The 26,561-nt window shown below is 59.5% G+C and carries 26 protein-coding genes and 1 pseudogene; 10 read left to right on the forward strand and 17 right to left on the reverse strand.

Going from position 1 to position 26,561, the window contains the following annotated elements; translation table 11 throughout:
• Nucleotides 1-111 precede the first annotated feature (111 nt).
• Complete coding sequence (gene mgrA / locus ACM6IQ_RS22315; RefSeq protein WP_017335903.1) at nt 112-1,149, forward strand: L-glyceraldehyde 3-phosphate reductase; 1,038 nt, start codon at nt 112-114, stop codon at nt 1,147-1,149.
• 163 nt (nt 1,150-1,312) lie between these two features.
• On the opposite strand, the gene tauD is transcribed toward mgrA, so the two are convergent.
• From tauD to ACM6IQ_RS22350, 7 genes are all read right to left on the reverse strand, one after another.
• Nucleotides 1,313-2,155 (reverse strand): taurine dioxygenase, encoded by an 843-nt coding sequence (gene tauD, locus ACM6IQ_RS22320; RefSeq protein ID WP_017335904.1) that lies wholly within the window; start codon nt 2,153-2,155, stop codon nt 1,313-1,315.
• Nucleotides 2,156-2,209: 54 nt separating this feature from the next.
• Nucleotides 2,210-3,043, reverse strand: coding sequence for a taurine ABC transporter permease TauC (tauC, locus tag ACM6IQ_RS22325; protein WP_414879887.1), 834 nt, complete (start codon nt 3,041-3,043; stop codon nt 2,210-2,212).
• On the reverse strand, nt 3,040-3,834 hold the full coding sequence (tauB, locus tag ACM6IQ_RS22330) for a taurine ABC transporter ATP-binding subunit (RefSeq protein WP_414879888.1): 795 nt from the start codon (nt 3,832-3,834) through the stop codon (nt 3,040-3,042). Before tauB ends, tauC begins: the two co-directional genes overlap by 4 nt.
• Before the next feature lie 16 nt (nt 3,835-3,850).
• Nucleotides 3,851-4,828 (reverse strand): taurine ABC transporter substrate-binding protein, encoded by a 978-nt coding sequence (tauA, locus tag ACM6IQ_RS22335; protein WP_414879889.1) that lies wholly within the window; start codon nt 4,826-4,828, stop codon nt 3,851-3,853.
• Between the two features lie 305 nt (nt 4,829-5,133).
• Entirely contained in the window at nt 5,134-6,717 is a 1,584-nt protein-coding gene (gene gshA / locus ACM6IQ_RS22340) for a glutamate--cysteine ligase (protein ID WP_414879890.1), read from the reverse strand.
• 272 nt (nt 6,718-6,989) lie between these two features.
• Nucleotides 6,990-7,373, reverse strand: a complete 384-nt coding sequence (locus tag ACM6IQ_RS22345; RefSeq protein WP_017335909.1) for a PaaI family thioesterase — start codon at nt 7,371-7,373, stop codon at nt 6,990-6,992.
• The gene (locus ACM6IQ_RS22350; protein WP_017335910.1) at nt 7,373-9,697 is read right to left on the reverse strand and encodes a Tex family protein; all 2,325 of its coding nucleotides are present in this window, start codon (nt 9,695-9,697) and stop codon (nt 7,373-7,375) included. The genes ACM6IQ_RS22345 and ACM6IQ_RS22350 overlap by 1 nt, the downstream gene beginning before the upstream one ends.
• Nucleotides 9,698-10,057: 360 nt before the next feature.
• On the opposite strand from ACM6IQ_RS22350, the gene ompR reads away from it, so the two are divergent.
• Together ompR and ACM6IQ_RS22360 are read left to right on the forward strand one after the other, a co-directional pair.
• Nucleotides 10,058-10,798: a two-component system response regulator OmpR gene (gene ompR / locus ACM6IQ_RS22355; protein WP_008149284.1), complete on the forward strand. Its 741-nt coding sequence runs from the start codon at nt 10,058-10,060 to the stop codon at nt 10,796-10,798.
• 103 nt (nt 10,799-10,901) lie between these two features.
• Nucleotides 10,902-12,215, forward strand: a complete 1,314-nt coding sequence (locus ACM6IQ_RS22360; RefSeq protein ID WP_017335911.1) for an ATP-binding protein — start codon at nt 10,902-10,904, stop codon at nt 12,213-12,215.
• A gap of 129 nt (nt 12,216-12,344) precedes the next feature.
• Here ACM6IQ_RS22360 and rimK read toward each other — a convergent pair whose 3' ends face one another.
• From rimK to ACM6IQ_RS22375, 3 genes are read right to left on the reverse strand one after another with little or no spacing between them, the layout of a single operon-like run.
• The gene (gene rimK, locus ACM6IQ_RS22365; RefSeq protein WP_007949201.1) at nt 12,345-13,250 is read right to left on the reverse strand and encodes a 30S ribosomal protein S6--L-glutamate ligase; all 906 of its coding nucleotides are present in this window, start codon (nt 13,248-13,250) and stop codon (nt 12,345-12,347) included.
• Nucleotides 13,247-13,708, reverse strand: a complete 462-nt coding sequence (locus ACM6IQ_RS22370) for an ATP-dependent zinc protease (protein ID WP_193393014.1) — start codon at nt 13,706-13,708, stop codon at nt 13,247-13,249. The genes rimK and ACM6IQ_RS22370 overlap by 4 nt, the downstream gene beginning before the upstream one ends.
• A 34-nt stretch (nt 13,709-13,742) precedes the next feature.
• Complete coding sequence (locus ACM6IQ_RS22375; protein WP_017335913.1) at nt 13,743-14,522, reverse strand: EAL domain-containing protein; 780 nt, start codon at nt 14,520-14,522, stop codon at nt 13,743-13,745.
• Nucleotides 14,523-14,638: 116 nt separating this feature from the next.
• On the opposite strand from ACM6IQ_RS22375, the gene ACM6IQ_RS22380 reads away from it, so the two are divergent.
• On the forward strand, nt 14,639-15,046 hold the full coding sequence (locus ACM6IQ_RS22380) for an RNA-binding S4 domain-containing protein (protein WP_017335914.1): 408 nt from the start codon (nt 14,639-14,641) through the stop codon (nt 15,044-15,046).
• A 212-nt stretch (nt 15,047-15,258) separates the two neighbouring features.
• On the opposite strand, the pseudogene ACM6IQ_RS22385 reads toward ACM6IQ_RS22380, so the two are convergent.
• Nucleotides 15,259-15,495: pseudogene (locus tag ACM6IQ_RS22385) on the reverse strand (phosphoesterase); the annotation flags it as partial.
• Between the two features lie 101 nt (nt 15,496-15,596).
• Here ACM6IQ_RS22385 and hslO point away from each other — a divergent pair.
• Nucleotides 15,597-16,499, forward strand: coding sequence for an Hsp33 family molecular chaperone HslO (hslO, locus tag ACM6IQ_RS22390; protein ID WP_017335916.1), 903 nt, complete (start codon nt 15,597-15,599; stop codon nt 16,497-16,499).
• A 182-nt stretch (nt 16,500-16,681) separates the two neighbouring features.
• The gene (locus tag ACM6IQ_RS22395; protein ID WP_017335917.1) at nt 16,682-18,223 is read left to right on the forward strand and encodes a phosphoenolpyruvate carboxykinase; all 1,542 of its coding nucleotides are present in this window, start codon (nt 16,682-16,684) and stop codon (nt 18,221-18,223) included.
• A 143-nt stretch (nt 18,224-18,366) separates the two neighbouring features.
• On the opposite strand, the gene ACM6IQ_RS22400 is transcribed toward ACM6IQ_RS22395, so the two are convergent.
• The 5 genes from ACM6IQ_RS22400 to ACM6IQ_RS22420 form a co-directional block, all read right to left on the reverse strand.
• On the reverse strand, nt 18,367-18,720 hold the full coding sequence (locus ACM6IQ_RS22400) for a DUF1493 family protein (protein ID WP_017335918.1): 354 nt from the start codon (nt 18,718-18,720) through the stop codon (nt 18,367-18,369).
• A 101-nt stretch (nt 18,721-18,821) separates the two neighbouring features.
• The gene (locus tag ACM6IQ_RS22405; protein WP_017335919.1) at nt 18,822-19,121 is read right to left on the reverse strand and encodes a type II toxin-antitoxin system RelE/ParE family toxin; all 300 of its coding nucleotides are present in this window, start codon (nt 19,119-19,121) and stop codon (nt 18,822-18,824) included.
• Entirely contained in the window at nt 19,121-19,564 is a 444-nt protein-coding gene (locus ACM6IQ_RS22410) for a hypothetical protein (RefSeq protein WP_031318228.1), read from the reverse strand. The genes ACM6IQ_RS22405 and ACM6IQ_RS22410 overlap by 1 nt, the downstream gene beginning before the upstream one ends.
• Before the next feature lie 153 nt (nt 19,565-19,717).
• Nucleotides 19,718-20,014: a hypothetical protein gene (locus ACM6IQ_RS22415; protein ID WP_017335921.1), complete on the reverse strand. Its 297-nt coding sequence runs from the start codon at nt 20,012-20,014 to the stop codon at nt 19,718-19,720.
• 280 nt (nt 20,015-20,294) lie between these two features.
• Nucleotides 20,295-20,570, reverse strand: coding sequence for a hypothetical protein (locus tag ACM6IQ_RS22420; RefSeq protein WP_017335922.1), 276 nt, complete (start codon nt 20,568-20,570; stop codon nt 20,295-20,297).
• A gap of 295 nt (nt 20,571-20,865) precedes the next feature.
• On the opposite strand from ACM6IQ_RS22420, the gene ACM6IQ_RS22425 reads away from it, so the two are divergent.
• The gene (locus ACM6IQ_RS22425; protein WP_017335923.1) at nt 20,866-21,369 is read left to right on the forward strand and encodes a hypothetical protein; all 504 of its coding nucleotides are present in this window, start codon (nt 20,866-20,868) and stop codon (nt 21,367-21,369) included.
• Between the two features lie 46 nt (nt 21,370-21,415).
• Here the strand turns inward: ACM6IQ_RS22425 and ACM6IQ_RS22430 are convergent, their stop codons facing one another.
• Nucleotides 21,416-22,480, reverse strand: a complete 1,065-nt coding sequence (locus ACM6IQ_RS22430; protein ID WP_414879891.1) for a S8 family peptidase — start codon at nt 22,478-22,480, stop codon at nt 21,416-21,418.
• A gap of 274 nt (nt 22,481-22,754) precedes the next feature.
• Between ACM6IQ_RS22430 and ACM6IQ_RS22435 the strand changes: the two genes are divergently transcribed.
• The 3 genes from ACM6IQ_RS22435 (at nt 22,755) to ACM6IQ_RS22445 (ending at nt 26,542) form a co-directional block, all read left to right on the forward strand.
• Nucleotides 22,755-24,689 carry an ATP-dependent DNA helicase RecQ gene (locus tag ACM6IQ_RS22435; protein WP_414879892.1) on the forward strand — a complete coding sequence of 645 codons (1,935 nt, stop codon included), beginning with the start codon at nt 22,755-22,757 and terminating at the stop codon, nt 24,687-24,689.
• A 102-nt stretch (nt 24,690-24,791) separates the two neighbouring features.
• A complete protein-coding gene (locus ACM6IQ_RS22440) occupies nt 24,792-26,018 on the forward strand; it encodes a 3-hydroxyacyl-CoA dehydrogenase NAD-binding domain-containing protein (RefSeq protein ID WP_414879893.1) in 1,227 nt (408 codons plus the stop codon).
• Between the two features lie 92 nt (nt 26,019-26,110).
• Nucleotides 26,111-26,542 (forward strand): acyl-CoA thioesterase, encoded by a 432-nt coding sequence (locus ACM6IQ_RS22445; RefSeq protein WP_017335927.1) that lies wholly within the window; start codon nt 26,111-26,113, stop codon nt 26,540-26,542.
• Nucleotides 26,543-26,561: the final 19 nt, after the last annotated feature.

The following is a 26,561-nucleotide window of genomic DNA, read 5'->3' on the forward strand; positions in this document are numbered from 1 at the left end:
AACGTTTCAGCATTTCCTCGAGTCGGAGGTTTATCGACGTTTGTCTGGGCGTATGCTGGGCAACTTGCGAAGCAGTCGATGCCAACTTCAAGACAGACAAGAGAGGATTCGATGACCTACACCGCTGCCGAAAACCGCTACGACTCCATTCCTTACCGCCGCGTCGGCCGCAGCGGTCTGGTGCTGCCGGCGTTGTCCCTGGGCCTGTGGCACAACTTCGGCGACAGCACGCCGATCGACACCCAGCGTTCGTTGCTGCGCACGGCGTTCGATCTGGGGATCAACCACTTCGACCTGGCCAACAATTACGGCCCGCCGTACGGCAGCGCCGAGATCAACTTCGGCCGTTTGCTGCGCGAAGACTTCAAGCAGTATCGCGACGAGCTGATCATTTCCAGCAAGGCTGGTTGGGACATGTGGCCCGGTCCTTACGGGCAGGGCGGCGGTTCGCGCAAATACGTGCTGGCCAGTCTTGATCAGAGCCTGCAGCGCCTGGGCCTGGATTATGTGGATATTTTCTATTCCCACCGTTTCGATCCGGATACTCCGCTGGAGGAAACTGCCAGCGCATTGGCTACGGCGGTGCAGCAGGGCAAGGCGCTGTACATCGGCATCTCGTCGTATTCCGGGGTGAAAACCCGTGAGATGGCGGCGCTGTTGAAAGAGTGGAAAGTGCCGTTGCTGATTCACCAGCCGGCCTACAACCTGCTCAATCGCTGGGTGGAAAAGGACCTGCTGGAGGTCACCGACGAACTGGGCACCGGCGTGATTGCGTTCACGCCGTTGGCGCAGGGCCTGTTGACCGACAAATACCTCAATGGCATTCCAAAGGACGCGCGGGTCAATCGTCCGGGCGGTGGTTCTTTGCAGTCCTCGCATCTGTCGGAGGCCAACATCGCCCATGTGCGTGGGCTCAACGAAATCGCCAAGCGTCGCGGCCAGAGCCTCGCGCAACTGGCGCTGGCGTGGACGCTGCGCGATCCACGGGTGACCTCGGCGCTGATTGGTGCGAGCCGGCCGGAGCAGATCATCGAGAACGTCGGGGCCTTGAAGAATTTGAGCTTCACTGTGGAGGAGTTGGCGGAGATTGACCGGTTTGCCCAGGAGGGCGGGATCAATCTTTGGGAGAAACCTTCGACGGCTGAGTAAGGGTTTGGCGCCAGAATCTTTGGCGCCTTTTAGACCGCTATCGCGAGCAGGCTCGCTCCCACAGTGGTTGGGGGTTGACCACAAAATGTGTGGCCGGCCGATCACTCTGTGGGAGCGAGCCTGCTCGCGATGGGGCCAGTACAGTCAATGGAAAAATCAGGATTTACCTGAAAAACGGCACATCCCCCAACACCGTCGCCCGCTGCATCACCCGCCGCGCCGGTCGGTAATCATCCACCGCGTAATGCTGCGTCACGCGGTTATCCCAGAACGCTACGTCGTCCTTCTGCCAGCGCCAGCGAATGGTGAACTCCGGCCGCGTGGCATGGGCGAACAGAAATTTCAGAATCACCTCGCTCTCGGTTTCCGACAGCTCATTGATCTTCGAGGTGAAGCCTTCATTGACGAACAATGACCGGCGCCCGCTCACCGGGTGTGTGCGGATCACCGGGTGCGACAGCGGCGGATTCCTGCGGCGTGCTTCTTCCCACTGAGCCAGCGCCTCAGGCGTATTGCCATAGCGTTCCAGCGGAAACGAACGGGTGAAATCGTGAGTCGCGGTCAGCCCTTCAAGCAAACTCTTCATCGGCGCTGACAACGCTTCATAAGCCGCAATGCCGCTGGCCCACAACGTGTCGCCACCAAACTCCGGCAGCAATTTCGCGCTGAGCACCGCACCCATCGCCGGGGTCGGCAGGAAGGTCACGTCGGTGTGCCAAATCGCGTTGTCGCGCACGTCGGTGACGGCCGTGTCGAGGATCAGCACTTCCGGTTGTTCCGGTACATTCGGGTAGATCGGATGAATATGCAGGTCGCCGAAATGGGCGGCGAACCGTGCCTGTTGCTGCGGCGTGATCGGCTGGTCGCGGAAGAACAGCACCTGATGCTGGAGCAGCGCCTGCTCGATGGCATCGCGCTGTTCCAGGGTCAGCGGCTGACTGATGTCGATGCCGCTGATTTGCGCGCCGAGCGCGTAGCTCAGAGAGACGATTGTCAGGTGGCTCATGGTGGTTCTCTTAATCCGGGGTGCCGAACTGTCGGCGTGTTCAATGACAAGTCTTTAGTGAGCCTGGCCGTGCCACGGCACCAGTTTGCGTTGCAGAGCACGCAGGCCCATCTCCATGGCAAAGGCGATCAGCGCAATCACCAGAATCCCCAGTACCACCACATCGGTGACCAGGAATTGCGCGGCCGACTGGACCATGAAGCCCAAACCGCTGGTGGCGGCTATCAGTTCAGCAGCGACCAGCGTCGACCAGCCCACGCCCAGCCCAATGCGCACGCCAGTCAAAATGTCCGGCAAGGCACTCGGTAAAATCACATGGCGAATCAATTGTGCCCGGGTTGCGCCCAGCGACTGCGCAGCGCGCAATCTGGCCGGGTCGACGGTGCGCACGCCGGTGGCGGTGGCGATGGCGATCGGGGCGAAAATCGCCAGGTAGATCAGCAAGACTTTCGACAGCTCGCCAATGCCGCACCAGATGACGATCAGCGGCAAATAGGCCAGCGGTGGAATCGGGCGGTAGAACTCGATCAGCGGATCGAGAATGCCCCGCGCGATACGGTTGGCACCGATCGCAATGCCGACCGGCACGGCGGTCAGCACGGCAAAGCCGAGGCCCAGACCGATGCGGCCGAGGCTCGCGCCCAGGTGCTGCCACAACGTTGAATCCATGTAGCCGGTGGTCACCAGCAGCCAGCCCTTTTGCAGCACGGCAGACGGTGGCGGCAGAAACAGCGGCTCGATCATTCCGGTAGCAGTCACGGCCCACCAAAGGGCAACCAGCGCGACCAGGGTCAGCACGCTGATCCAGTGCGTGCTCACACTGCGACGAACAGGAATGACCGTCGAACCCGGTTTCACCGTCACCGCCGGAATTTCATAGCTGCTCATGCGCGCTCCTGCCGCGTGGCGGCGCTGCGTTGGGAGAAGACTTTGGCGAGTACGTGTTCGCGGGTTTCGATAAAGCGCCGGTCGGATTTGATCGCCCGTGCGGATTCGCCAGCGGCATAACGCTGACCAAAATCCAGGCTCAGTCGCTCGACGATTTGCCCGGGGTTTGGCGCCAGCAGAATCAGGTCCGTGGCGAGAAACACCGCTTCTTCGATGTCGTGGGTAATCAGGAAAACGGGTTTGGCTGTGCGCTTCCACACCTGCAACAGCAGCTCCTGCATCTGTTCGCGGGTGAAGGCGTCGAGGGCGCCGAAGGGTTCGTCCATCAGCAGCACGCGAGGATCGGCGGCGAGCGCACGGGCCAGGCCGACACGCTGTTTCTGGCCACCCGATAATTGCCAGATGCGGCGATGTTCGAAACCGGAAAGGTCCACCAGCGCGAGCATTTCCCGAGCGCGGCTTTCACGTTTGTCGCGGGAAACACCCGCCAGTTCCAGACCGAAACCGACGTTGGCCAGCACGTCCTGCCAAGGCAGCAGCGCGTCGTCCTGGAACACCACGCCACGTTCTGCGCTCGGGCCTTTGACCGGCGCACCATCAAGGGTGATGCGCCCGGCGCTGGGTTCGACGAAACCGGCAATCAGGTTCAACAGCGAAGTCTTGCCACTGCCGGAAGGGCCGAGGGCCACCAGCAATTGCTGGGGGCCAAGGCTCAAGGAAATATCCGCCAGCACCGGTTCCGGGCTGCCAGGGTACTGTGCGCTGATGCGCTCCAGCTGTAGCAAAGCCATCGCGATTCACTCCCGATCAGTTGGTGATGAACTTGGCGCTGACGTACGGCGCGTAGTCCGGCAGTACGGCCTCGACTTTGCCTTGTTCCTTGAGGAACACGGCGGTGTCGGTGATGGCTTTGGTGGTCGGCGCACCGAGGGTGATCACCTGATCAGCCGCCAGCGGATAGACGTTGCCTTGCAGCAACAGCGGAATGTCGCTGGCCTTGGCGCCGGACAGCTTCACCAGTTTGTCGACGTTGGACTGATTGGCGAGCCAGGCTTGCGGATCCTTGCGGTAATCGGCGTAGGCGTCGAGGGTGACTTTAGCGAACGCGGTGACGATTTCCGGGTGCTTCTGGGCGAAGTCTTTACGCACGATCCATGCATCGAAGGTCGGTGCGCCGAACTTGGCCAGTTCGCCGGAGGTGATCAGCACTTTGCCGTTTTCCTTGGCTATACCGAGCGCCGGATCCCAAACGTAAGTGGCGTCGATGTCACCGCGCTTCCACGCCGCAATGATCGCCGGCGGCGCGAGGTTGAGCACCGTGACTTTCGACGGATCAATGTTCCAGTGCTTCAACGCGGCCAGCAGGCTGTAGTGACCGGTGGAAACGAACGGCACGGCAATTTTCTTGCCGATCAGGTCTTGCGGCGTCTTGATCCCGGACCCGTCGCGGGCGACCAAGGCTTCCGCGGCGCCGATTTGCGTGGCAATCAGAAAGGTTTCTACGGGAACTTTACGAGTGATCGCAGCCGTCAGGGGGCTGGAGCCGAGGTAACCGATCTGCACATCACCGGACGCGATGGCGGCGATGATGTCGGCGCCGTTGTCGAATTTGCGCCAGTCGATTTTGGCGTTGGTGGCTTTTTCGTACGCGCCGTCGGCCTGGGCGACTTTCGCCGGGTCTACGGTTGTCTGGTAAGCGACGGTCACGTCAGCCGCCTGGGCAAAGAAACTCGCCGCCGCCAAAGACGCGGCTGCCAGGAGGCGAAGAGGGGAATTCAGTTTCATTGGGAAGCTCCTTTTCAGACGAACCGAGAGTCGGCGTGAAAACGAGACTAAATGATATAAGAATCCGAAAATAAATAACTTTTTAGAATGAGCTTATGAGCGGAAAATTCTAAGAGAGAGAGTCGTTGTCGACCGCTTTCGTGGCGAGGGAGCTTGCTCCCGCGGGAGGCCGAAGGACTCCCGATCCAGACAGCCGCATCTGGAAGATAAAACAGGGTTGTCTGGTTGTGCGACTGCTGTGCAGCCAAGCGGGAGCAAGCTCCCTCGCCACAATGATTTGCAGTGACTGAGGGAGCGAGTGAAGGTTAGTTGCTGATTGCCAGAATGCTCGCCTGATACGAACCGACAAACACATCGAAATCGCCGACTTCGTTCTGTTCCAGCTCTACTTGCTCAGCCAGCGAGGTACGTGCACGGTCTTCAAATTTCGCCTGGTCTTCGCCTGAAAGCGGCTCGCTGCGGAAAAATTCCGCGTGGGCCTCGCTCTGACGCAGGGAGAACTGGCTGAAGCTTTCCTTGTGCTCGGCCATCGCCGCCAGCACCTGGGCCGATGGCGTCAGGGACGGGTCCTTGACCTTGGCCAGTTGCGCATCCAGCGCCTTGCTGTGCGCATCGCCGCCATGGCTCTGATCCAATAATGCCGCCAGTGGTGCAATTTTCTCTAACAGATCGCCAGCCCACTCTTTCAGGTCAACCGGTTGACCGTCGCGCTGCAGTTGCAGGCCCGGACGGCGACCTTCCTTGACCACGCTGAGGAAGTTCGAGGTGGCGTTGCCGCATGAAGTATTGGTCAGCAGCGGGCTGTCGTTCAGCGCGCAATACAGCAGGAACGCATCGAGGAAGCGCGATTCGGTGAGGTCGATGCCCATTGGCAGGAACGGGTTGATGTCCAGGCAACGGACTTCAACGTACTGGATGCCACGGGCCACCAGCGCCTGGATCGGTCGTTCGCCGGTGTAGGTCACGCGTTTCGGGCGGATGTTGGAGTAGTACTCGTTTTCGATCTGCAGGATGTTGGTGTTGAGCTGAACCCACTCACCGTCCTGATGGGTACCGATTTCAACGTACGGTGGGTACGGCGTAGCCACCGCTTTGCGCAGGCTGTCGGTGTAGCTGGTCAGATCGTTGTAGCACGGCGTCAGACCGGCCTGGGCGTTGCTCTGGTAACCCAGGTCGCTCATGCGCAGGCTGGTGGCGTACGGCAGGTACAAAGTGTCCGGGTCCAGTTGCTCCAACTGGTGCGAGCGACCGCGCAGGAAACCGGCGTCCAGCGCTGGAGAGGCACCGAACAGGTACATCAGCAGCCAGCTGTAGCTACGGAAGTTGCGGATCAGGGCGATGTAGGCCGACGACTGATAGTCGCGGTCAGTGCCGACAAAGCCTTCGGCTTCTTTGAGCAGCGGCCAGAGTTTTTCCGGCAGGGAAAAGTTGTAGTGTATCCCGGCGATGCACTGCATGGTCTTGCCGTAGCGAAGGGCCAGGCCCTTGCGGTAGACATACTTGAGCTTGCCGATGTTGGACGTGCCGTAATAGGCGATCGGGATATCTTCCTCGGCCGGCAACGGGCACGGCATCGACGGACTCCACAGGTACTCGTTGCCGAGCTTGCTGTAGGCAAAACGGTGAATCTTGTCCAGGCTCGCCAGGGTGTCGGCCGGGTCGGGCAGGGCGGGGGTGATGAACTCCAGCAGTGACTCGGAATAGTCAGTGGTGATTTGTTCGTTGGTCAGCGCGGAACCCAATTCTTCCGGGTGCGGCGTTTGCGCCAGGCGACCTTCGCCGGTCACGCGCAGGCATTCACGTTCGATGCCGTGAAGGCACTGTTCGAGCAGAGAGAGGTTAGCGCGCTCGCCGAGCAGAGCCAGGCGGCGGTTGAGAAGTTCGCTCAAGTTGGATTCCTTCACGCGTCAGTCGCCCCAATATGGGGGTGGGCAAGACGGTCTACAAGGGTGAAGTTGAAACTGGCGTTTTCGCCTGGTTTTTGAGCCGCTCAGGCCATATGCCGGTCAGTCAGTAACCGCACAATCCCTGTGGGAGCGAGTCTGCTCGCGATGAGGGAGTGTCAGGCAACATTTTTGTCGGCTGACACACCCTCATCCCGAGCAGGCTCGCTCCCACAGGATTCGTTGCGCTGAAATTAACTCAAAATGATGGCAATCATCTACAGGACAGCGAACGTGCCTTGTGCTTTTGCGACGAGTTTGTCGCCCTGCATCACGTCGGCTTCGACCACCAGCGTGCGGCGACCCGGGTGGATCACCCGCGCCGTGCACATCACTTCACCGTCTGCGACGGCGCGGATGTAGTTGATCTTGCACTCGATGGTCGCGCTCTGCTGGTCAAAGCCGTGGGTGCTGGAACAGGCCAGCCCCATGGCAATGTCCACCAGGCTGAACAGGGCCCCGCCGTGCAGCTTGCCGCCGCGATTGCGCAGTTCTGGTTCCAGCGCCAGGGCGACTTGCGCCACCCCGGCCTCCAGACTGTGCAAGCGACATCCCAGCAACTTGAAAAAAGCGCTTTCGGTCAGCCCGGCCGGAATGTCCATCAGCGTTTCTTCAATTGCTTGGCGTTGGCGAACAGCGAAGCCATGGCGTTGTTGGCCGGGGCCGCCGCCGTGGTTTCCTTGCGCGGTGCAGTGTTCTGGGACTGGCGCGGTGCCGACCCCGGACGTGCACCACGGGCGCCGTCGATTTTCTCGCCCGGAGTGTCGCTCATGCGCATCGACAGGCCTACGCGTTTGCGCGGGATATCGACTTCCATGACCTTCACTTTCACCACGTCACCGGCCTTCACCGCTTCGCGCGGATCCTTGATGAACTTCTCCGAAAGCGCGGAGATGTGCACCAAACCGTCCTGATGCACGCCGATGTCGACGAACGCGCCGAAGTTGGTCACGTTGGTCACGACGCCTTCGAGGATCATGCCCAGCTGCAGGTCCTTGAGGTCTTCGACGCCTTCCTGGAACTCGGCGGTCTTGAACTCGGGACGCGGGTCGCGGCCCGGTTTTTCCAGTTCTTGCAGGATGTCGGTAACCGTTGGCAGACCAAAGGTTTCGTCGGTGTACTTCTTCGGGTCGAGACGCTTGAGGAAGCTGGCGTCGCCGATCAGCGAGCGGATGTCGCGGTCGGTTTCAGCAGCGATGCGTTGCACCAGCGGATAGGCTTCCGGGTGAACGGCGGACGAATCCAGCGGGTTGTCGCCGTTCATCACGCGCAAGAAGCCGGCTGCCTGTTCGAAGGTTTTTTCACCCAGACGCGCAACTTTCTTCAACGCTGCACGGGTCTTGAAGGCGCCGTGCTCGTCGCGGTGGCTGACGATGTTCTGCGCCAAAGTAGCGTTGAGGCCGGAAATACGGGCCAGCAGCGCCACGGAAGCGGTGTTCACGTCCACGCCCACGGCGTTCACGCAGTCTTCGACTACCGCGTCCAGGCCGCGCGCCAGTTTCAGCTGCGACACGTCGTGCTGGTACTGGCCGACGCCGATGGATTTCGGATCGATCTTCACCAGCTCGGCCAGTGGATCCTGCAAGCGACGAGCGATGGATACCGCGCCACGGATCGACACGTCGAGGTCCGGGAATTCCTTGGAGGCCAGTTCCGACGCCGAGTAAACCGATGCGCCGGCCTCGGACACCATGACTTTGGTCATCTTCATGGCCGGGTATTTTTTGATCAGTTCAGCGGCCAGCTTGTCGGTCTCGCGGCTGGCGGTGCCGTTGCCGATGGCAATCAGGTCCACCGAGTGCTTGGCGCACAGGGCTGCAAGTATCGCGAGGGTCTGGTCCCATTTGTTGTGCGGTACGTGCGGGTAAACCGTGGCGTGATCCAGCAGCTTGCCGGTGGCGTCGACCACGGCGACCTTGCAACCGGTGCGCAGGCCCGGGTCGAGGCCCAGCGTGGCTCGCGGGCCGGCCGGAGCCGACAGCAGCAGGTCGTGCAGGTTGTGCGCGAACACGTTGATCGCTTCGGTTTCCGCACCGTCGCGCAGTTCGCCCAACAGGTCGGTTTCCAAGTGGGTGTAGAGCTTGACCTTCCAGGTCCAGCGCACCACTTCGCCCAGCCATTTGTCGGCGGCGCGGTTCTGGTTCTGGATGCCGAACTGCTGGCCGATCATGCCTTCGCACGGGTGCATGGTGCCCGGCAGTTCATCGCCGACTTTCAGCGCGGAGCTGAGAATGCCTTCGTTGCGGCCACGGAAAATCGCCAGCGCGCGGTGCGACGGCATGCTTTTCAGCGGTTCATCATGTTCGAAATAATCGCGGAACTTGGCACCTTCCTCTTCCTTGCCGGCAATCACGCGGGCACTGAGGGTGGCTTCCTGCTTGAGGTAGCTGCGCAGCTTGTCCAGCAAACCGGCGTCTTCGGCGAAGCGTTCCATCAGGATGTATTTGGCGCCTTCGAGGGCAGCCTTCACATCGGCGACGCCTTTTTCGGCATCAACGAAGCGCGCAGCTTCGGTGTCTGGCGTCAGGGTCGGGTCGTTGAACAGGCCGTCGGCCAGCTCGCCGAGGCCGGCTTCCAGGGCGATCTGGCCCTTGGTGCGGCGCTTCTGCTTGTACGGCAGGTACAAGTCTTCGAGGCGGGTCTTGGTGTCGGCGAGCTTGATGTCGCGTTCAAGTTGCGGGGTCAGCTTGCCTTGCTCCTGGATGCTGGCAAGGATGCTGATGCGCCGTTCGTCGAGTTCTCGCAGGTAGCGCAGACGCTCTTCCAGATGACGCAACTGGATGTCATCGAGGCTGCCGGTCACTTCTTTCCGGTAACGGGCGATGAAGGGAACGGTAGAGCCTTCATCGAGTAGCGCGACGGCCGCTTCGACCTGTTGTGGGCGTACGCCGAGTTCCTCGGCGATGCGGCTGTTGATGCTGTCCATAAAACCACCTGACAAATTGTGAAAGCAGGCTCGCGGGCGCATGAATAAAGGCTCGGCGAGTCTGGTTGAGCGGCCTGGCCTGCGCCGCTACCTGAATCAACAGGCATCCCGTTGACCCGTGAAATCGAACAAATACTGCCAGCGCCTTGAAAATAAAAAGCGGCTGCCGCAGTAATGATCAGACGTTGCCTGACACAAAAGGCCGCGCATTATAACCAGCGTTCTGTCATTCGGGGGCATCACAGGCTGTAGGCACAATGCCCGGATTCCTGGCGGTGAAGGAAAAATCTGCTAACAATGCACACGGTGCGTATAACGGCAGCTACGCCATAATGCGCGCCGAGATCAAAGGAGCATCCAATGAGCAGCACTGCAAACATTGCTGAAGGCGAAAAAATTCTTATCGTTGACGACGATCCGGGGCTCAGCAGCCTGCTGGAACGCTTTTTCGTCAGCAAGGGCTATCGCGCCCGCGCCGTACCGAACACTGAGCAAATGGACCGCCTGCTGGCGCGTGAAGTGTTCAACCTGGTCGTCCTCGACCTGATGCTGCCCGGCGAAGACGGTCTGACCGCCTGCCGCCGCCTGCGCACGGCGAACAATCAGATTCCGATCATCATGCTCACCGCCAAGGGCGACGAGCTGAGCCGCATCAAGGGCCTGGAGCTGGGCGCCGACGATTACCTGGCCAAGCCGTTCAACCCGGACGAGCTGATGGCGCGCGTCAAAGCCGTCCTGCGTCGTCAGTCCGCTCCGGTGCCGGGCGCGCCGGGCAGCGAAGACGAAAGCGTGACCTTCGGTGACTATGAACTGTCGCTGGCCACTCGCGAACTGAAACGCGGTGACGAAGTGCACATGCTCACCACCGGTGAGTTTGCGGTGCTCAAGGCGTTGGTCATGAACGCGCGTCAGCCTCTGACTCGCGACAAACTGATGAACCTGGCCCGAGGCCGCGAGTGGGATGCCCTGGAGCGTTCCATCGACGTGCAGATATCCCGTCTGCGTCGGATGATCGAACCCGATCCATCCAAGCCGCGTTACATCCAGACCGTCTGGGGCGTGGGCTACGTGTTCGTTCCGGATGGCGCCGCCACCAAGTGATCGGCGATTTGTAGGAGCGGGTCGCGCGGATGATGTTGTCCGCAGACTCGCGATCCGCAATATGCGAGCATCGCTCGCTCCTGCAAGTGTGTAGCGGTTATCCATGAAAACCCCCGTTTGGTTCCCCCAGAGTTTCTTCTCCCGCACCCTGTGGCTGGTGCTGATCGTCGTCCTGTTCTCCAAGGCGCTGACCCTGGTTTATCTGTTGATGAACGAAGACGTGCTGGTGGATCGCCAATACAGCCACGGCGTCGCCCTGACGCTGCGCGCCTATTGGGCGGCGGATGAAAACAACCGTGAAAAGATTGCCGAAGCCGCGACCCTGATCCGGGTGGTGGGTGCCGGCGTGCCGGAAGGCGAGCAACACTGGCCTTACAGCGAGATCTACCAGCGGCAGATGCAGGCAGAGCTTGGCGCCGACACCGAGGTGCGATTGCGCATGCACTCGCCACCGGCCCTGTGGGTTCGGGCGCCCAGTCTCGGTGATGGCTGGCTGAAAGTGCCGCTGTACCCACATCCTTTACGCGGCCAGAAAATCTGGAACGTGCTGGGCTGGTTCCTGGCCATCGGCTTGCTGTCCACCGCCTCGGCATGGATCTTCGTCAGTCAGCTCAATCAACCTTTGAAACGCTTGGTCTACGCCGCGAGGCAACTTGGCCAGGGCCGTAGTGTGCGTCTACCGATCAGCGATACGCCAAGCGAGATGACCGAGGTGTATCGCGCCTTCAACCAGATGGCTGAAGACGTCGAACAGGCCGGCCGCGAGCGCGAGCTGATGCTGGCCGGCGTGTCCCATGACTTGCGTACGCCACTGACGCGATTGCGGCTGTCCCTGGAACTGATGGGCGACCACAGCGACCTGACGGACGACATGGTGCGCGACATCGAAGACATGGACGCGATTCTCGACCAGTTCCTCGCGTTCATTCGCGATGGTCGCGATGAATCGGTGGAAGAGGTGGATTTGACCGACCTGGTGCGTGAAGTCGCCGCGCCGTACAACCAGAATGAAGAGAAAGTACGCCTGCGCCTGGAGCCGATTCAGCCGTTCCCGTTGCGTCGGGTGTCAATGAAGCGCCTGCTGAACAACCTGATCGGCAACGCGCTGCATCATGCTGGCAGTGGGGTCGAAGTGGCGGCTTATGTTTCCGGGGATGTGAGCGCTCCTTACGTGGTGCTGAGCGTCATGGACCGTGGTGCGGGTATTGATCCGTCGGAGCTGGAGGCGATTTTCAATCCGTTCACTCGTGGGGATCGCGCTCGCGGTGGTAAAGGGACCGGGTTGGGCCTGGCGATCGTGAAGCGGATTGCTTCGATGCATGGTGGGAATGTTGAGTTGCGCAACCGGTCGGGTGGCGGACTGGAAGCGCGGGTGCGGTTACCGCTTGGGTTGATGTTGCCGCGGGATGCGGTTTAAAGACCAGCATTGTCAGTGGGGCTTAAGGCCTCATCGCGAGCAGGCTCGCTCTCACATTGAAATACGTTTCCCTTGTGGGAGCGAGCCTGCTCGCGAAGGCGGTCTTCCGACCGCCATAAATCTCAGGGTTTAACCTTTCCCTTTGGTCCGCGTCATATTCGGCCCACCATTTTTCTCAAGATGCTCAATGATGATCCCCGCCACATTCTTTCCGGTGGTGGTTTCAATCCCTTCCAGACCGGGCGAAGAATTCACTTCCATCACCAGCGGCCCGTGATTGGAACGCAGGATATCCACGCCCGCCACCGCCAAACCCATCACTTTCGCTGCACGCAACGCAGTCATGCGTTCTTCCGGTGTGATCTTGATCAGGCTGGCGCTGCCACCACGATGCAGGTTGGAGCGAAACTCCCCGGGCTTGGCCTGACGCTTCATCGCCGCAATCACCTTGTCGCCCACCACGAAGCAACGAATGTCCGCACCGCCGGCTTCCTTGATGTACTCCTGAACCATGATGTTCTGCTTGAGGCCCATGAACGCCTCGATCACCGATTCCGCCGCCGTCGCGGTTTCACACAGCACTACGCCAATCCCCTGGGTGCCTTCCAGCACCTTGATCACCAGCGGTGCGCCGTTGACCATGTCGATCAGGTCGGGAATGTCATCCGGGGAATGCGCAAATCCGGTGACCGGCAAACCGATTCCACGGCGAGACAGCAATTGCAGCGAACGCAGTTTGTCCCGCGAGCGGGCAATGGCCACCGATTCGTTGAGCGGAAACACCCCCATCATTTCGAACTGGCGCAACACCGCGCAGCCATAGAACGTTACCGATGCACCGATCCGCGGGATCACCGCGTCGAAACCTTCCAGCGGTTTGCCGCGGTAGTGGATCTGCGGCTTGTGACTGGCAATGTTCATGTAGGCGCGCAGGGTGTCGATCACCACCATTTCATGGCCACGCTCGGTACCGGCTTCGACCAGACGACGAGTGGAATACAGACGCGGGTTCCGCGACAGCACAGCGATCTTCATGCAACACCTGTGGAAGAGGTAGATACCGGGAACACCGGCTTGTCTTGTACATATTTAATGCCCGGATTGACCACCAACTGGCCGTCGATCAGGGCTTTGGAACCGAGTAACAGGCGATAACGCATGGACTTGCGACAGGCGAGGGTGAACTCGACCCGCCAGACCCGATCACCGAGGGCCAGGGTGGTGCTGACCACGTAACGCTTCTGCGCATGGCCGTTGGAGCTTTTGATGGTTTTCATCGTCACCAGTGGTGCTTCGCAGCGGCGGTGACGCAGTTGCACGACCGTGCCCAGGTGCGCGGTGAAGCGCACCCAGCTCTCGCCTTCGCGCTCGAACGGCTCGATGTCGGTGGCGTGCAGGCTGGAGGTGCTGGCGCCAGTGTCGATTTTTGCCCGCAGGCCCGCGACTCCCAAATCCGGGAGCGCCACCCACTCGCGCAGACCGATAACGGTCAAATGGTCAAATGTCTTCAATAGGAAAAACCGGCGATTATCGCGTCCAGGCTTCAGGTGGTACCTGAGCCAACGCTTTGAATGCAGGTTTGGCGAACCAGTAACCCTGCATCAGAAAAATTCCACAGTCCGCCAGGAAATCCCGTTCTCCGGCGCTTTCAATGCCTTCGGCGATGACTGTAACGTCCAACTCCGCACAGATTGTGACAATCCCCCGAACGATAGCCTGACGAACACGATCGCGGTCGACATCGCGGATCAGCGCCATGTCGAGTTTGATCAGGTCCGGTTGGAAATCAGCCAGCAGATTGAGCCCCGAGTAGCCCGCGCCGAAATCGTCGATGGCGGTCTTGAAGCCGAATTCGCGGTATTCACGCAGAATATTAGTCAAATGGCGATAGTTATCTACGTGCTCGCTTTCCAGGGTTTCGAAAATCAGACGGTCGATGGGGAAGCTGTGTGTTTTCGCGGCCTCTAGCGTGCTGCGGATACAGAGTTCGGGGCGGTAGACAGCGTTGGGCATGAAGTTGATCGATAAGTGTGTCTGCATGTTTAGACGAGCCGCGCCTGCAATAGCTCGAGTCCGGCAGAGCTGGTCAAAGCGGTAGCGATTCGCTTCTGTAATCTGCTCAAGCACAGACAGAGCGCCTTCCCCCGCGATGCCGCGTACCAAGGCTTCATGGGCGAAAACCGACTGATCCCGCAAGTCGACGATCGGTTGGTAGGCAAAGGCAAAGTCGAAGCCCAGCGGCTCGCTTTGCTGACAGCCCTGGCAACCATTTTGAGGCGAGGTCAATGAAGCCGGAAATATAGTCACTCGATCACTCCATGCCGGGGATCCGGCCTTGGTCACAGTCTATCTGGAGAGCCGGGTTGTTGCGCCCGACAGAAACGGTAGTACAGTTCCGACTATTGGCGGAAAGAGGAATTCAAGTGGCACAAAAACAGGAAGAAGACGACAAGGTCCGTCTCGATAAATGGTTGTGGGCCGCGCGTTTTTATAAAACACGTGCCTTGGCCAAGGCCGCGATTGAAAGCGGCAAGGTGCATTGCCGGGGCGAGCGATGCAAGCCGGGCAAGGAGCCCAGGATTGGCGACGAGTTTCAGATTCGTACCGGGTTCGAGGAGCGCACGGTGGTGGTCCAGGCGTTGTCGATCGTGCGCCGTGGCGCGCCGGAGGCTCAGGCGTTGTACGCCGAAACCGAAGCCAGCATCGCCAAGCGCGAAGCGGCTGCAGCCATGCGCAAGGCCGGTTCGTTGGGCGTGAGCACCGATGGCAAGCCGAGCAAGAAACAGCGGCGGGATCTGTTTAAGTTTCGTGGGAGCAGTAACGACGAGTAGGGCTGGCAGATGTGTGTTGCCTGCAAAAAGATCGCAGCCTTCGGCAGCTCCTACGGGTGTACGCATTCCCATGTAGGCGCTGCCGAAGGCTGCGGTCTTTCAGGATCACCGCGTTACCCAGCTGCAGCGCTACACCACACTCATCTGCGAAACCATCGGCATTTTTCCCAGCAGTCCGAACAACGCCAGCCCCCGGATCACCAGTGAAGCTAGATCATCCCGACCACCGCATCGAACGGGCGCAGACTTGCAATTGCCCAGCTGTGCAGCCATATCGGGTGAGTCGCCAGCGGCGAATTGAGTGGGTGAAACAGCCACTCGTCGAAAATCACACACAGCCTTTGACCCGTAGGCCATAACCAGAAGGCCAGCAGTGCCAGAGGCACAACATTGCAGAACGCCAACCGGCGGGTGTTCCACCTTGCTTGGAACAAACCCGGATTGTTCATAAAATGCCTCCCTTGGCTGAACGTCGCGCACCAAAACGGTGCCGTGTGGGCGCAATTTCACGTTCTGCAATTATTTGTCATTACTTCAGATACCCAGACCTATGACCGAGCTACCGGATACCGACTACACCCAACGCTTCATCTTCGATGACAGCGACACCCGCGGCGAGCTGGTGTCGTTGGAGCGCAGCTACGCCGAAGTCCTCGCCAAACACGCGTACCCGGAGCCGGTAAAACAACTGCTCGGCGAACTGATGGCCGCGGCTTCGTTGCTGGTCGGCACCTTGAAGTTCGATGGGTTGCTGATTCTCCAGGCCCGCTCCGATGGCCCGGTGCCGTTGCTGATGATCGAATGTTCCAGCGAGCGCGAAATCCGTGGCCTGGCCCGTTACGAGGCCGACCAGATCGCCCCCGACGCAACCCTCGCCGACCTGATGCCCAACGGCGTATTGGCACTGACCGTCGACCCGACCCAAGGCCAGCGCTACCAGGGCATCGTCGATCTGGATGGCGAAACCCTGTCGGAGTGCTTCACCAATTATTTCGTCATGTCCCAGCAGGTGGGTACGCGTTTCTGGCTGTACGCCGATGGCCGTCGCGCCCGGGGCCTGCTGCTGCAGCAACTGCCCGCCGACCGTCTGAAAGACGAAGAAGAACGCGCCGCCAGTTGGCAGCATGTCACTGCATTGGCCGGCACCCTGACCGCCGATGAATTGCTCAGCCTGGACAACGAAACCGTGCTCCATCGCCTCTACCACGAAGAGCAGGTTCGGCTGTTTGATGTGCAGAAGCTACGCTTCCGTTGCAGCTGCTCGCGCGAACGTTCTGCCAATGCACTGGTCAGTTTGGGTCAGGAAGATGCCCAGGCACTGGTCATCGAACACGGTGGCCACATCGAGATCGATTGCCAGTTCTGTAACCAGCGCTACCTGTTCGACGCCGCCGATATCAGTCAATTGTTCGCTGGCGCAGGTGTCGAGACGCCGTCAGATACCCGGCACTAAAACGGTTCAGCGCAGGTAAATTCACTGGATAGCGCCGGAATAACGCCGTTCTGACGGGAGGGCCCTACTATTTTTGGGCGTTTCTGGCATAATCCGGCCCACTTTTTGTCGCGGTAGTAGTGCACGACTTTCTACTACAAAACGTTTGGAGCACACTCGGCCACTGGCCGACGGGGAATCTCATGACGCAAGCCAATAACGCCGTGTACACCGATCTGAGTGTTGATGATCTGGTAAAAGAAGCTCTGAATCGCGGTGAAGGCGAGCTTGCCGACACTGGCGCACTGGTTGTTCGCACCGGTCACCGTACCGGCCGCTCGCCAGTCGACCGTTTCATCGTTGAAGAGCCGACCACCCAGGCCGCCATCGCCTGGGGCCCTATCAACCGCAAGTTCCCGGCCGACAAGTTCGATGCCCTGTGGGCTCGCGTCGAGGCGTTCAACAACGCGCAAGAGCATTTCGTTTCCCACGTTCATGTAGGTGCGTCTGAAGACCACTACCTGGCCGTGAAAATGACCACCCAGACTGCCTGGCAGAACCTGTTCGGTCGTTGCCTGTTCATCAACCCGGAAAAATACAACCCGGCTGGCCGTGATGAGTGGCAAGTGCTCAACGTTGCCAACTTCGAATGCGTGCCAGAGCGTGACGGCACCAACTCCGATGGTTGCGTGATCCTCAACTTCGCCCAGAAGAAAGTGCTGATCGCTGGCATGCGCTACGCCGGCGAAATGAAAAAAGCCATGTTCTCGGTGCAGAACTTCCTGCTGCCGGCTGCCGACGTACTGCCGATGCACTGCGCCGCCAACATCGGCGAAGCCGGCGACGTGACCCTGTTCTTCGGCCTGTCCGGCACCGGTAAAACCACCCTGTCCGCCGACGAAAGCCGCTACCTGATCGGTGACGACGAACACGGCTGGGGCGAAGGCGTTGTCTTCAACATCGAAGGCGGCTGCTACGCCAAGTGCATCGACCTGTCGGAGAAGAACGAGCCGGTCATCTGGAAAGCCATCAAGCACGGCGCCGTCCTGGAAAACGTCGTGATCGACGACGCCAAGCACGCCGACTACGCCGATGTCAGCCTGACCCAGAACAGCCGCGCCGCCTACCCGCTGGAGCACGTTGCCAAGCGTTCCGAGAAAAACCTCGGTGGCGAGCCAAACGCTGTGATCTTCCTGACCTGCGACCTGACCGGCGTCCTGCCGCCCGTCTCGATCCTCAGCGAAGAACAAGCGGCCTACCACTTCCTGTCCGGCTACACCGCACTGGTGGGCTCGACTGAAATGGGTTCCGGCAGCGGCATCAAGTCGACCTTCTCCACCTGCTTCGGCGCTCCGTTCTTCCCGCGTCCGGCCGGTGAATACGCAGAGCTGCTGATCAAGCGCATCCGCGGCTTCGGCTCCAAGGTCTACCTGGTCAACACCGGCTGGACCGGCGGCGGCTACGGCGTCGGCAAACGCTTCAACATCCCGACCACTCGCGGCGTGATCGCAGCGATCCAGAGCGGCGCGTTGATCGGTGTTGAAACCGAGCACCTCGACACCATCAACCTCGACGTGCCACTGGCCGTACCGGGCGTTGAGACTGGCCTGTTGAACCCACGTAATACCTGGGCTGACAAGGCTGCTTATGATGAAGCCGCTAAAGCACTGGCCGGGTTGTTCGTTGAGAACTTCAAGAAGTTCGAAGTGAGCGACGCGATCAAGGCTGCTGGGCCGAAGTTGTGAGAGCTGGTTTGATGGAATGAGAAAGCCGCCCTTTGGGGCGGCTTTTTTGTATGTGCAATTCAGGCTGTCAGGCACACCGTAACTGCCATTATTCCAACCGAAAAGGCACTAAACGACCAGAATAATGGCACTTACGCGTTCGGCTAGATGCCTTCCAATTCCTGTGTCTCCCACCGTTGCACTTTGATCGCTTGGTAAAGCATTCCGATGGTTAGCGGGACTTTGTCACCGCGCCCCTTCGCCCGGCGCTTTTGAAACACATCAAACCCTTCCGGTTGGAAGTAGCGATAAGCGTCGTAGTCGATGAAGTCGATTCCAAACTGTTCTTCCAGGGCTTCCATCAGGTTTCGCGCATCGGCGCCGTCACAGCCCAGGTCGAAGTTGATCGAGGTGTTGAGGCTGATAGTTTTGCGTTCGGGCAGGCCGAGTTCTTCGTGCAGCAACTGCATGAGCAGGTGCATGGCGTGATCGTCGGGGAAGTTGGAAGCGAGGTTCATGATTGAGTCCAGTTGAAGGCAAGGCTGGCGCCGATGCTTATCAGCGCCTCCTGACACGCGCTGTTGAGTAGGTCCTTCAGAGCTCTTGAAGCCCTCAGGACTCAAGATGACCCTGCGGTTGACTCAGTCCACGGCCACTTCTGTCTAGCATGCAGTATCCGCACTACTTCTACCGTTTCATCCAGGACCATGTAGACCATGATGTAATTCGATGTGGCGACGATTTCATGAGTACCAAAAACTCTACCCCTCCTATACAGCTTTGGTCGCTGACGTGCTTGGTCTGCTTTGAGCTCAAAGATTTCGTCTAAAACAAGGGCCGCGTCAGGGTTGTCCTGACAAATATGATTCATGATGTTATCCCGGTCAGTCAGCGCCGAGGGGCGCCAAACTACCCGCATCAGCGCGCCCGTTGACGTATGGCATCACGTTTGGCAGCAAAGATTCGGCGCGCCTCTTCGTCGCTAACACTTGGCCGAGGATCATCAATGCTGGCCTGAACCTGTTTCCTGAACCACTCCTCGTAAGCAGCCGCTTCGTGAACTTGCTTCATTGCGTCGGAGCGGTCAGGGCGAGAATAGGTTTTTACTTGAAGGGGGTCATAGCTCGAAGCGTCGACATCGAAATGATTGATGCCTATTCCTTGCAAATAGATCACTAGGGTTTCGAGTCGTTTGAATAGGCGTATTTGCTGGCTGCGTTGCGCTGCCAGAGAATGCTTTTTTGATCCATGTTGGACCTGAATCGCCCAACCACCTTGCTTGGCTACGATGTGAATGGCGCTAACAGCGTCGCTTTCAACCAGTTTGACGAGTGCGCTGTGATCAATCGTTTCGGTTGTCATAAGAAGGAGCCTATGGCTGATCAGTGGCTCACATGCTACGCAATCAATAATAGTTTGCAATCTTCTGTCTCCATTAAGGATGTAGGAATTAGTATCCTTTTTCGTGGGCAGCCAGCTCACAGTGAGGCTGGCATACCCTGTGAACACGGTGTGTCAGGCCGGTGCTTTCCAGCCCATCATGCGTTGTTGGGCGACTTTCAGTAGGTCGCAGCCGTCCTGAGTCAACAGGTAGAGGGCGTGGGTGATATGCGGGATGTCTTCGACGTCACCGTTTTTGAAGCATTGGCAATGTAGGGTTTTGAGTAGGTCGCTGGAAGCGCGGATGCGCTGGAGGGCGGCTTCGAGGATGTCTTGCGGATTGGCCTCTGTGTCGATGATCAGGGGCGGGGAATCGGTGAGGTTTGTTTCGAGTGGGCGGTAGCGGTTTGGAAACGGATTTAATATGGTCACTGAAGAACACCTCTAATTAATTGGGAATATGCGTTCTCTTTGTCGAGTGACCAAGCCCGAGTCGCTGATTTGGCAGCGACGGTCTGACTATAGGTGTGAGTCGCCGGTTGGCGATAGGCGACAAGGTGCCTTCTGTTGTAGGACCGGGATGAAGCTTTGATAGGGCGTTGCCTACGTACTTATCCCCCGTCGAATTTCTCTCGTTTATTGATATGCAGGCACACCGCGTTATCGTTCTTCGCGGGCAAGCCTCGCTCCTCCAGGGGGGTGTGGGTGGGCATTAACCAGCGGTGAGTTTTGGGAGGCGTTGGCGGGCGATGTCGAGGAGTTCGTTGCCGTCCTGGGTCAGCAGGTAAAGCGCGTTGACGATGTTGGGAATGTCGCTCGCGTCCGCCTGTTTGAAGCATAGGCAGTACAGCGTTTCGAGCAGGTCGCTGGCGGCGCGGATGCGTTGTCGGGCGGCGTCGAGGATTTCGTGCGGGTCGGCCTCGGTGTCAATCACCAGGACCGGGGTGTCGCTGTAGCGGCTTTTGAGTGGGCAATAGCGGTCTTGCATCTGGGTCCGTCCTGTAGGAAGTCTGGCAGGCCGACACTGTTTCAGCCGCGCCGAAAACTATGAAGCGGACGACGCGTTGCGGCAATACGGCTGCAATCGACACAGTTTGTAGGGGATTTACTGGCCCTCGGGCATTCGCCCTACGCGTTTCCCGAGGTTTTTTTAATCGAAACCCTTACAGGTGAATTTTCCTACGTGTTTCTCAGGCGCAGCGCAGCAAACCTCTGTATCGTGCGCGCCAGAATCTGTAGGGCATTTCGAAAATGCCTGGTTAAGCACTTAAAGGGAATTAGGTATGCAATGGCTACGTATGGCCTCGGTTTTGTTGTTGTGGGCGGGGGCGTGTCGTTTGACCGGCGCGGCTGACGCGGGTAACTCGATGGTGCTGGCCAACATGGACCGCACGGGCTGGCCGGACGCGCTCACCACTCAGGCGAACATGGACACCGCGTCTCGCGCTGAGGTGTTGATGTTCGGCAAGGCGCTGCTGGCCAGCGAAGCGCTGGACGAACAGGGTCTGAAACAACGCCTGGGCGTGCAGGCGGTGAAGCTCAAGTCTGTACGCCAGGTGCGTGATGGCTTGTGGGATCGATTGCTGACCACCTACCGCAATGCCAGCCAAGACTGCGACGGCGAACCGTTCTGCCCCCGTGTGCGAAGCGTCGCTGATTTGCGTCAGTTGGCCGCGGCGTTCACCGGCGAAATCAGCCCGGCCCACGCGGCGTGGGCGAGCAAGAGCCAGGTGTTTCATGAGCAGGCGTTGAATGAGCAGCTTCGGGTGGCGGTGTTGGTGCCCTAGTGCTGTCTAGGGCAAATCCCGGTGACGCTGTCCTTCCCGTTTCGGCTTAGTTGATCGTGGATTTCGGAGCCTGGCGCGAAGCCGCTTCAAGATCCATCAAACCTCGACCGTACGCCTCACTGTTGGCATAGATACCTGTTCGGTTCGCTGTTGCCAGCAGGTGTTCGCGTACTTGTTGCGCGGTAAGTTCGGGGTATCGGCTTTGCAATGCTGCCAGGGCTCCGCTGACCATGGCGGCAGCCGGCGAGGTGCCGGCGGTCTGCACGTACTTTCCGTCCTTGCTGGTGGTCAGCAGTCCTTGCCCAGCGCCGGAATCGCCGCCCGGTACCGCGATGCACCAGGCAGCCGCCACGCCGCAATAGTTGGACTTGGCATTGATGGCGCTGCCGTCGTTTTTCAGTGCAACCACGGCGATCCAGCCCTTTTCCAGTTCGGGTATGGCGATCGGCAAGCCGGGTTCAGCCAACGGTTCCCGTTTCAGTTCGTTACCCGTCGGGAACACAAAAACAGCGCCGTCCTGAACCAGTTTCCGGGCAGTCACCAACGACTCCGGCATGACCTGCTTGTAACGCGCCTCATTGATCTCTGTCGCCGGAATGGCATTGGCCCACGAGTTGTTGAGAATGCGCGCACCTTTGTCGAAGCCGGCCTGCCAGGATTGTGCAATCTCGGTGTCGAAGAAAAATGGCTCGTTGTCGTCGCCGAAACGAAAGGGGATCAGTTGTGCGTTGAAGGCGACACCGTGCATGCCCTGGTCATCTTTGTTGGCGGCGAGAATGCCGGCCATCTGGGTACCGTGACCCACCCGGTCGAAGGTGCCGGCACGGTTCTCGACATAGTCAAAACCCGGGTCAGCGATTCTTCCCTGAAATTCCGGCAAGTTGCTGTTCAGGCCTGAGTCGACAAGCGCTACGGCCACCCCCTGGCCAGTGCCGCCTCGGGCGTAGAGGGCTGACGCGTTAATCACCGCCAGGCCTTGCTGGCCCTGATATTCCAGTGTCTCGAACGGGGTCGGGTCGATGGACGGCTGCGTGGGGTTCGTCAGGCAGCCGCTTAACAAAAAGGGCAATGCGAGCACGGGGGGGAGTAAAAAAATGGGTCGTTGAGGCATGATCGTTCCTTCGTAAATCTCCGCGCACATCAGGCTTTCCTGCCGTGTTGAACATTGCGCGAAGAGGGCAATTTTTTTTGAAGGTGAACCTTACCGGTGAAAAGGGGTGAAGCGTCAGGGAGGCAAAGTGCCCCGTTTGTTTCAACCTGTGGCGAAGGTTTGGCCTGATGGACGCTGTATCATCCCGTATCGTTTTTGCCCCCGACCTTTTCTCGACTCGCTGCGATCACCGGCTAGGCTTTGGGCTTCGCAGCGGTCAACGGAGTGACAGCTTATGCACAACACCCTGGAACAGGTTTTCGGTTATCCACAGTTTCGGCCCGGCCAGGAGGCGACGATCAGCGCTGTACTGGCCGGGCGTTCGGCGGCGGCGATTTTCCCCACGGGTTCAGGCAAGTCCCTGTGTTACCAGATGTCGGCGGTATTGCTGCCGCACCTGACGCTGGTGGTCTCGCCGCTGTTGGCATTGATGCAGGACCAGTTGGCGTTTCTTCAGCGACACGGGATCGCAGCGGGCAGTATCGATTCGGCCCAGAGCCGCGACGACGCCAGCGATGTGATGGCTCGCGCCAAGTCCGGCGAGCTGAAGATTCTGATGATTTCCGTGGAGCGCCTGAAGAACGAGCGCTTTCGCCATTTCTTGCAGCAGGTGCCGATCTCGCTGCTGGTGGTGGACGAGGCGCATTGCATCTCGGAGTGGGGTCATAACTTCCGCCCCGACTATCTCAAGCTCCCGGACTACCAGCGCCAGTTCAACATCCCTCAGGCGTTGCTGCTGACCGCCACCGCGACCCCGAAAGTGATCGCGGATATGGAAGCGAAATTTTCCATCGCTCCTGAAGACGTGGTCACCACCGGTTTCTATCGGCCGAACCTCAACTTGCTGGTGGAGCCGGTGCGCGGCCAGGACAAACGTCGACGCCTGGTCGAATGGATGAGTGAGCGTCCCGAGCAGCCGAGCATCGTCTACGTCACCCTGCAGAAAACCGCCGAGCACATCGCCGAACACCTGGGGCGCAACGGCGTGCAGGCCGAGGCCTATCACGCCGGTTTGCCCCATGAACAACGGGAAGCGATTCAAAAGCGCTTCATGGGCGGTCAGTCCAATTGCATCGTCGCTACCATCGCCTTTGGCATGGGCATCGACAAGAGCGACATTCGCAACGTGGTGCATTTTGACTTGCCCAAATCCATCGAAAACTACAGTCAGGAAATCGGTCGCGCCGGGCGTGACGGGCAACCGTCGGACTGCCTGGTACTGGCCAACCGCGACAGCCTCAACGTGCTGGAAAACTTCGTCTACGGCGACACGCCGGAATTGGACGGCATCCGTCACGTACTCGACGAATTGCAAGCCGCTGCACCCGAGGGGCAATGGGAGTTTCTGCTGGGACCGTTGGCCGATCAGAGCAATATCCGCCAGTTACCGCTCAAGACCTTGCTGGTGCAATTGGAGCTACGCAGAATCATCGCCCCGCGTTACGCCTATTACGCCGAATACCGCTTCAAGTATTTGCAGGAGCCGGAAGACTTGCTGGCCCGCTTCGAGGGTGAGCGCAAGGACTTCGTAGCGGCAATCATCCAGACTTCCACCCGCGCGCGGACCTGGGCCACGGTGAATTTCGATGCGTTGTACGAGCAGCATCGGGCCGAGCGCGATCGGGTGGTCAAGGCACTGGATTATTTCCAGGAAAAGGGCTGGGTCGAGCTGGAAAGCAAACAGATGACCGAGGTCTACAGCCTGCTGCAAACGGACTTCGACAGTCAGGCGCTGAGTGCCGAACTGCATGCTTGTTTCACCCAGCATGAACGCACCGAGATCGCGCGAATCCACGCCATGCTGGATCTGTTCGCCACCGAGCATTGCCTGGGTTATCGCCTCGCCGAGTATTTCGGCGACGAAAATGCGCCGCAGCAGTGCGGGCACTGTTCGGTGTGTCACGGGCATGTGGCGCGGCTGCCCGCACCGCCAGAGTTGCCGGCGCTTGTGGATAAAAACTTCGAGGCGCTGTGCGGTGATTTTATCCACAGGCATGAACAGCACGTCGGCAGCGTTCCCTCAGCGGAGCGCGTGACGCGGTTTTTGTGCGGGATCAGCGTGCCACTGTTTACCAAGCTCAAGGCCCGGTCGATTCCAGGGTTTGCAGCGCTGGAGGATTATCCGTATGGCGATGTGCGGAGTTGGGCCGAGGCGCATTTGCCGGGTTAGATCCATCCGCTGAATGTCCCCCATCACAGGAATAAATTTCAAAAATGCCCGGTGGCTGACTATGGTGGGGACTGTCTTTGGATCGCCAACAAGAGAACAATCATGAGCCAGACACCGTTCAACATTCAGCGCGCCGCCGTCATCGGTGCGGGCACCATGGGCCGTGGCATTGTCATGTGCCTGGCCAACGCCGGGGTGCCGGTGCAATGGGTGGATAACAATCCGCAGATGCTTGAGCAAGCGCTGGCCAGCGTGGCCGAGACCGGCGCGCACAACGTGCGTCAGGGGCGGATCGATCAGGCCGAGGCGGACGCTCGTATTGCGCGGATCTCGGCGGCTGCCGATTACGCAGCGATCCGCGATGTCGATCTGGTGATTGAGGCGGTGTACGAAAACCTTGAGCTCAAGCAGAAAATTTTCCGTGAGCTCGATGGCCTGCTCAAACCCGAAGCCATTCTGGCGAGCAACACGTCAGCGCTGGATATCGACGCGATCGCTGCGGCCACTCGCCGTCCGCAACAAGTGCTGGGCCTGCACTTCTTCAGCCCGGCGCACATCATGAAACTGCTGGAAATCGTTCGTGGCGCACAGACTGCGCCGGCGGTACTGGATGCCGCGCTGGAGCTGGGCAAGCGCATGGGCAAGGTCAGTGTGGTGTCGGGCAACTGCGAGGGGTTCATCGGCAACCGCATGCTCAATACCTACGTGCTCGAAGCGCGCAAGATGCTGCTCGAGGGCGCTTATCCCTATCAGGTGGATGCGGCGTTGCAGGGCTTCGGTTTCGCCATGGGGCCGTTTCGCATGTTCGATGTGGTCGGCATCGACCTGCAATGGCGCGCTCGGGAACTGGCCGGTGTCGGGCAGGATGCGCCGCAGGTCCAGGTGGACAACCGCCTGTGCGAACTGGGGCGTTTCGGCCAGAAGAGTGGCAACGGTTATTACCACTACGAAGCCGGCAGTCGCCAGGCTGAGCACGATGTGGAAGTGGATGCGCTGGTGCTGCAAGTCAGCGAGGGATTAGGCTTCCAGCGTCGTGAAATCGGCCCTGAGGAGATTCTGGAGCGCTGCTTGCTGGCGCTGGTCAACGAGGGCGCGAAAATCCTTCAGGAAGGGGTTGCTGCAACGGCGCACGACATCGATCTGGTGTACCTCAACGGCTATGGGTTCCCGGCGGACAAGGGCGGGCCGATGGCCTGGGCGGATCAGCAAGGGTTGGCGGACATTCATCAGCGGTTGTTGGCGCTGGAGACCCGGCAGGGTGATCACTGGCAGCCGGCGCGGTTGATTGGGGAGTTGGCGGCGGTGGGTAAGGGGTTTGCTGATTTGTAGTGTCTTTAATGACGCCATCGCGAGCAGGCTTGCGATGAGTACGACGCGGTTTCCACCTTAAACTCGCCATCCAACTCAAGGAATCGAACCTGATGTCCAACCCGATGCCTCAACGCACCGACTACCCGCACTTCCAGCCCATCACCACTCGCTGGCACGACAACGATGCGTACGGTCACGTCAACAACGTCACCTACTACAGCTTTTTCGACACGGCGGTGAACACGTATCTGATCGAAGTCGGCGGCCTGGATATTCATGACGGCGAAGTCGTGGGTTTTGTCGTGAGTTCGGCGTGCGATTACTTTGCCTCCATCGCTTTCCCCGACCGGATCGAGATCGGTTTGCGGGTGGGCAAGTTGGGCAACAGCTCTGTGCAATACGAACTGGCGGTGTTCAAGGCGGGTGAAGACGACGCCTGTGCGGCGGGGCGCTTCGTACATGTGTTCGTGGATCGGACATCGAATCAGCCGGTGGCGATTCCTGGCGGATTGCGCGGTGCGCTGGAGCGGTTGGTGGTTTGACCGGCAAAAAAATCGCAGC

The organism is Pseudomonas sp. IT-P100 (assembly GCF_949767185.1).
Taxonomy (GTDB): domain Bacteria; phylum Pseudomonadota; class Gammaproteobacteria; order Pseudomonadales; family Pseudomonadaceae; genus Aquipseudomonas; species Aquipseudomonas fluorescens_B.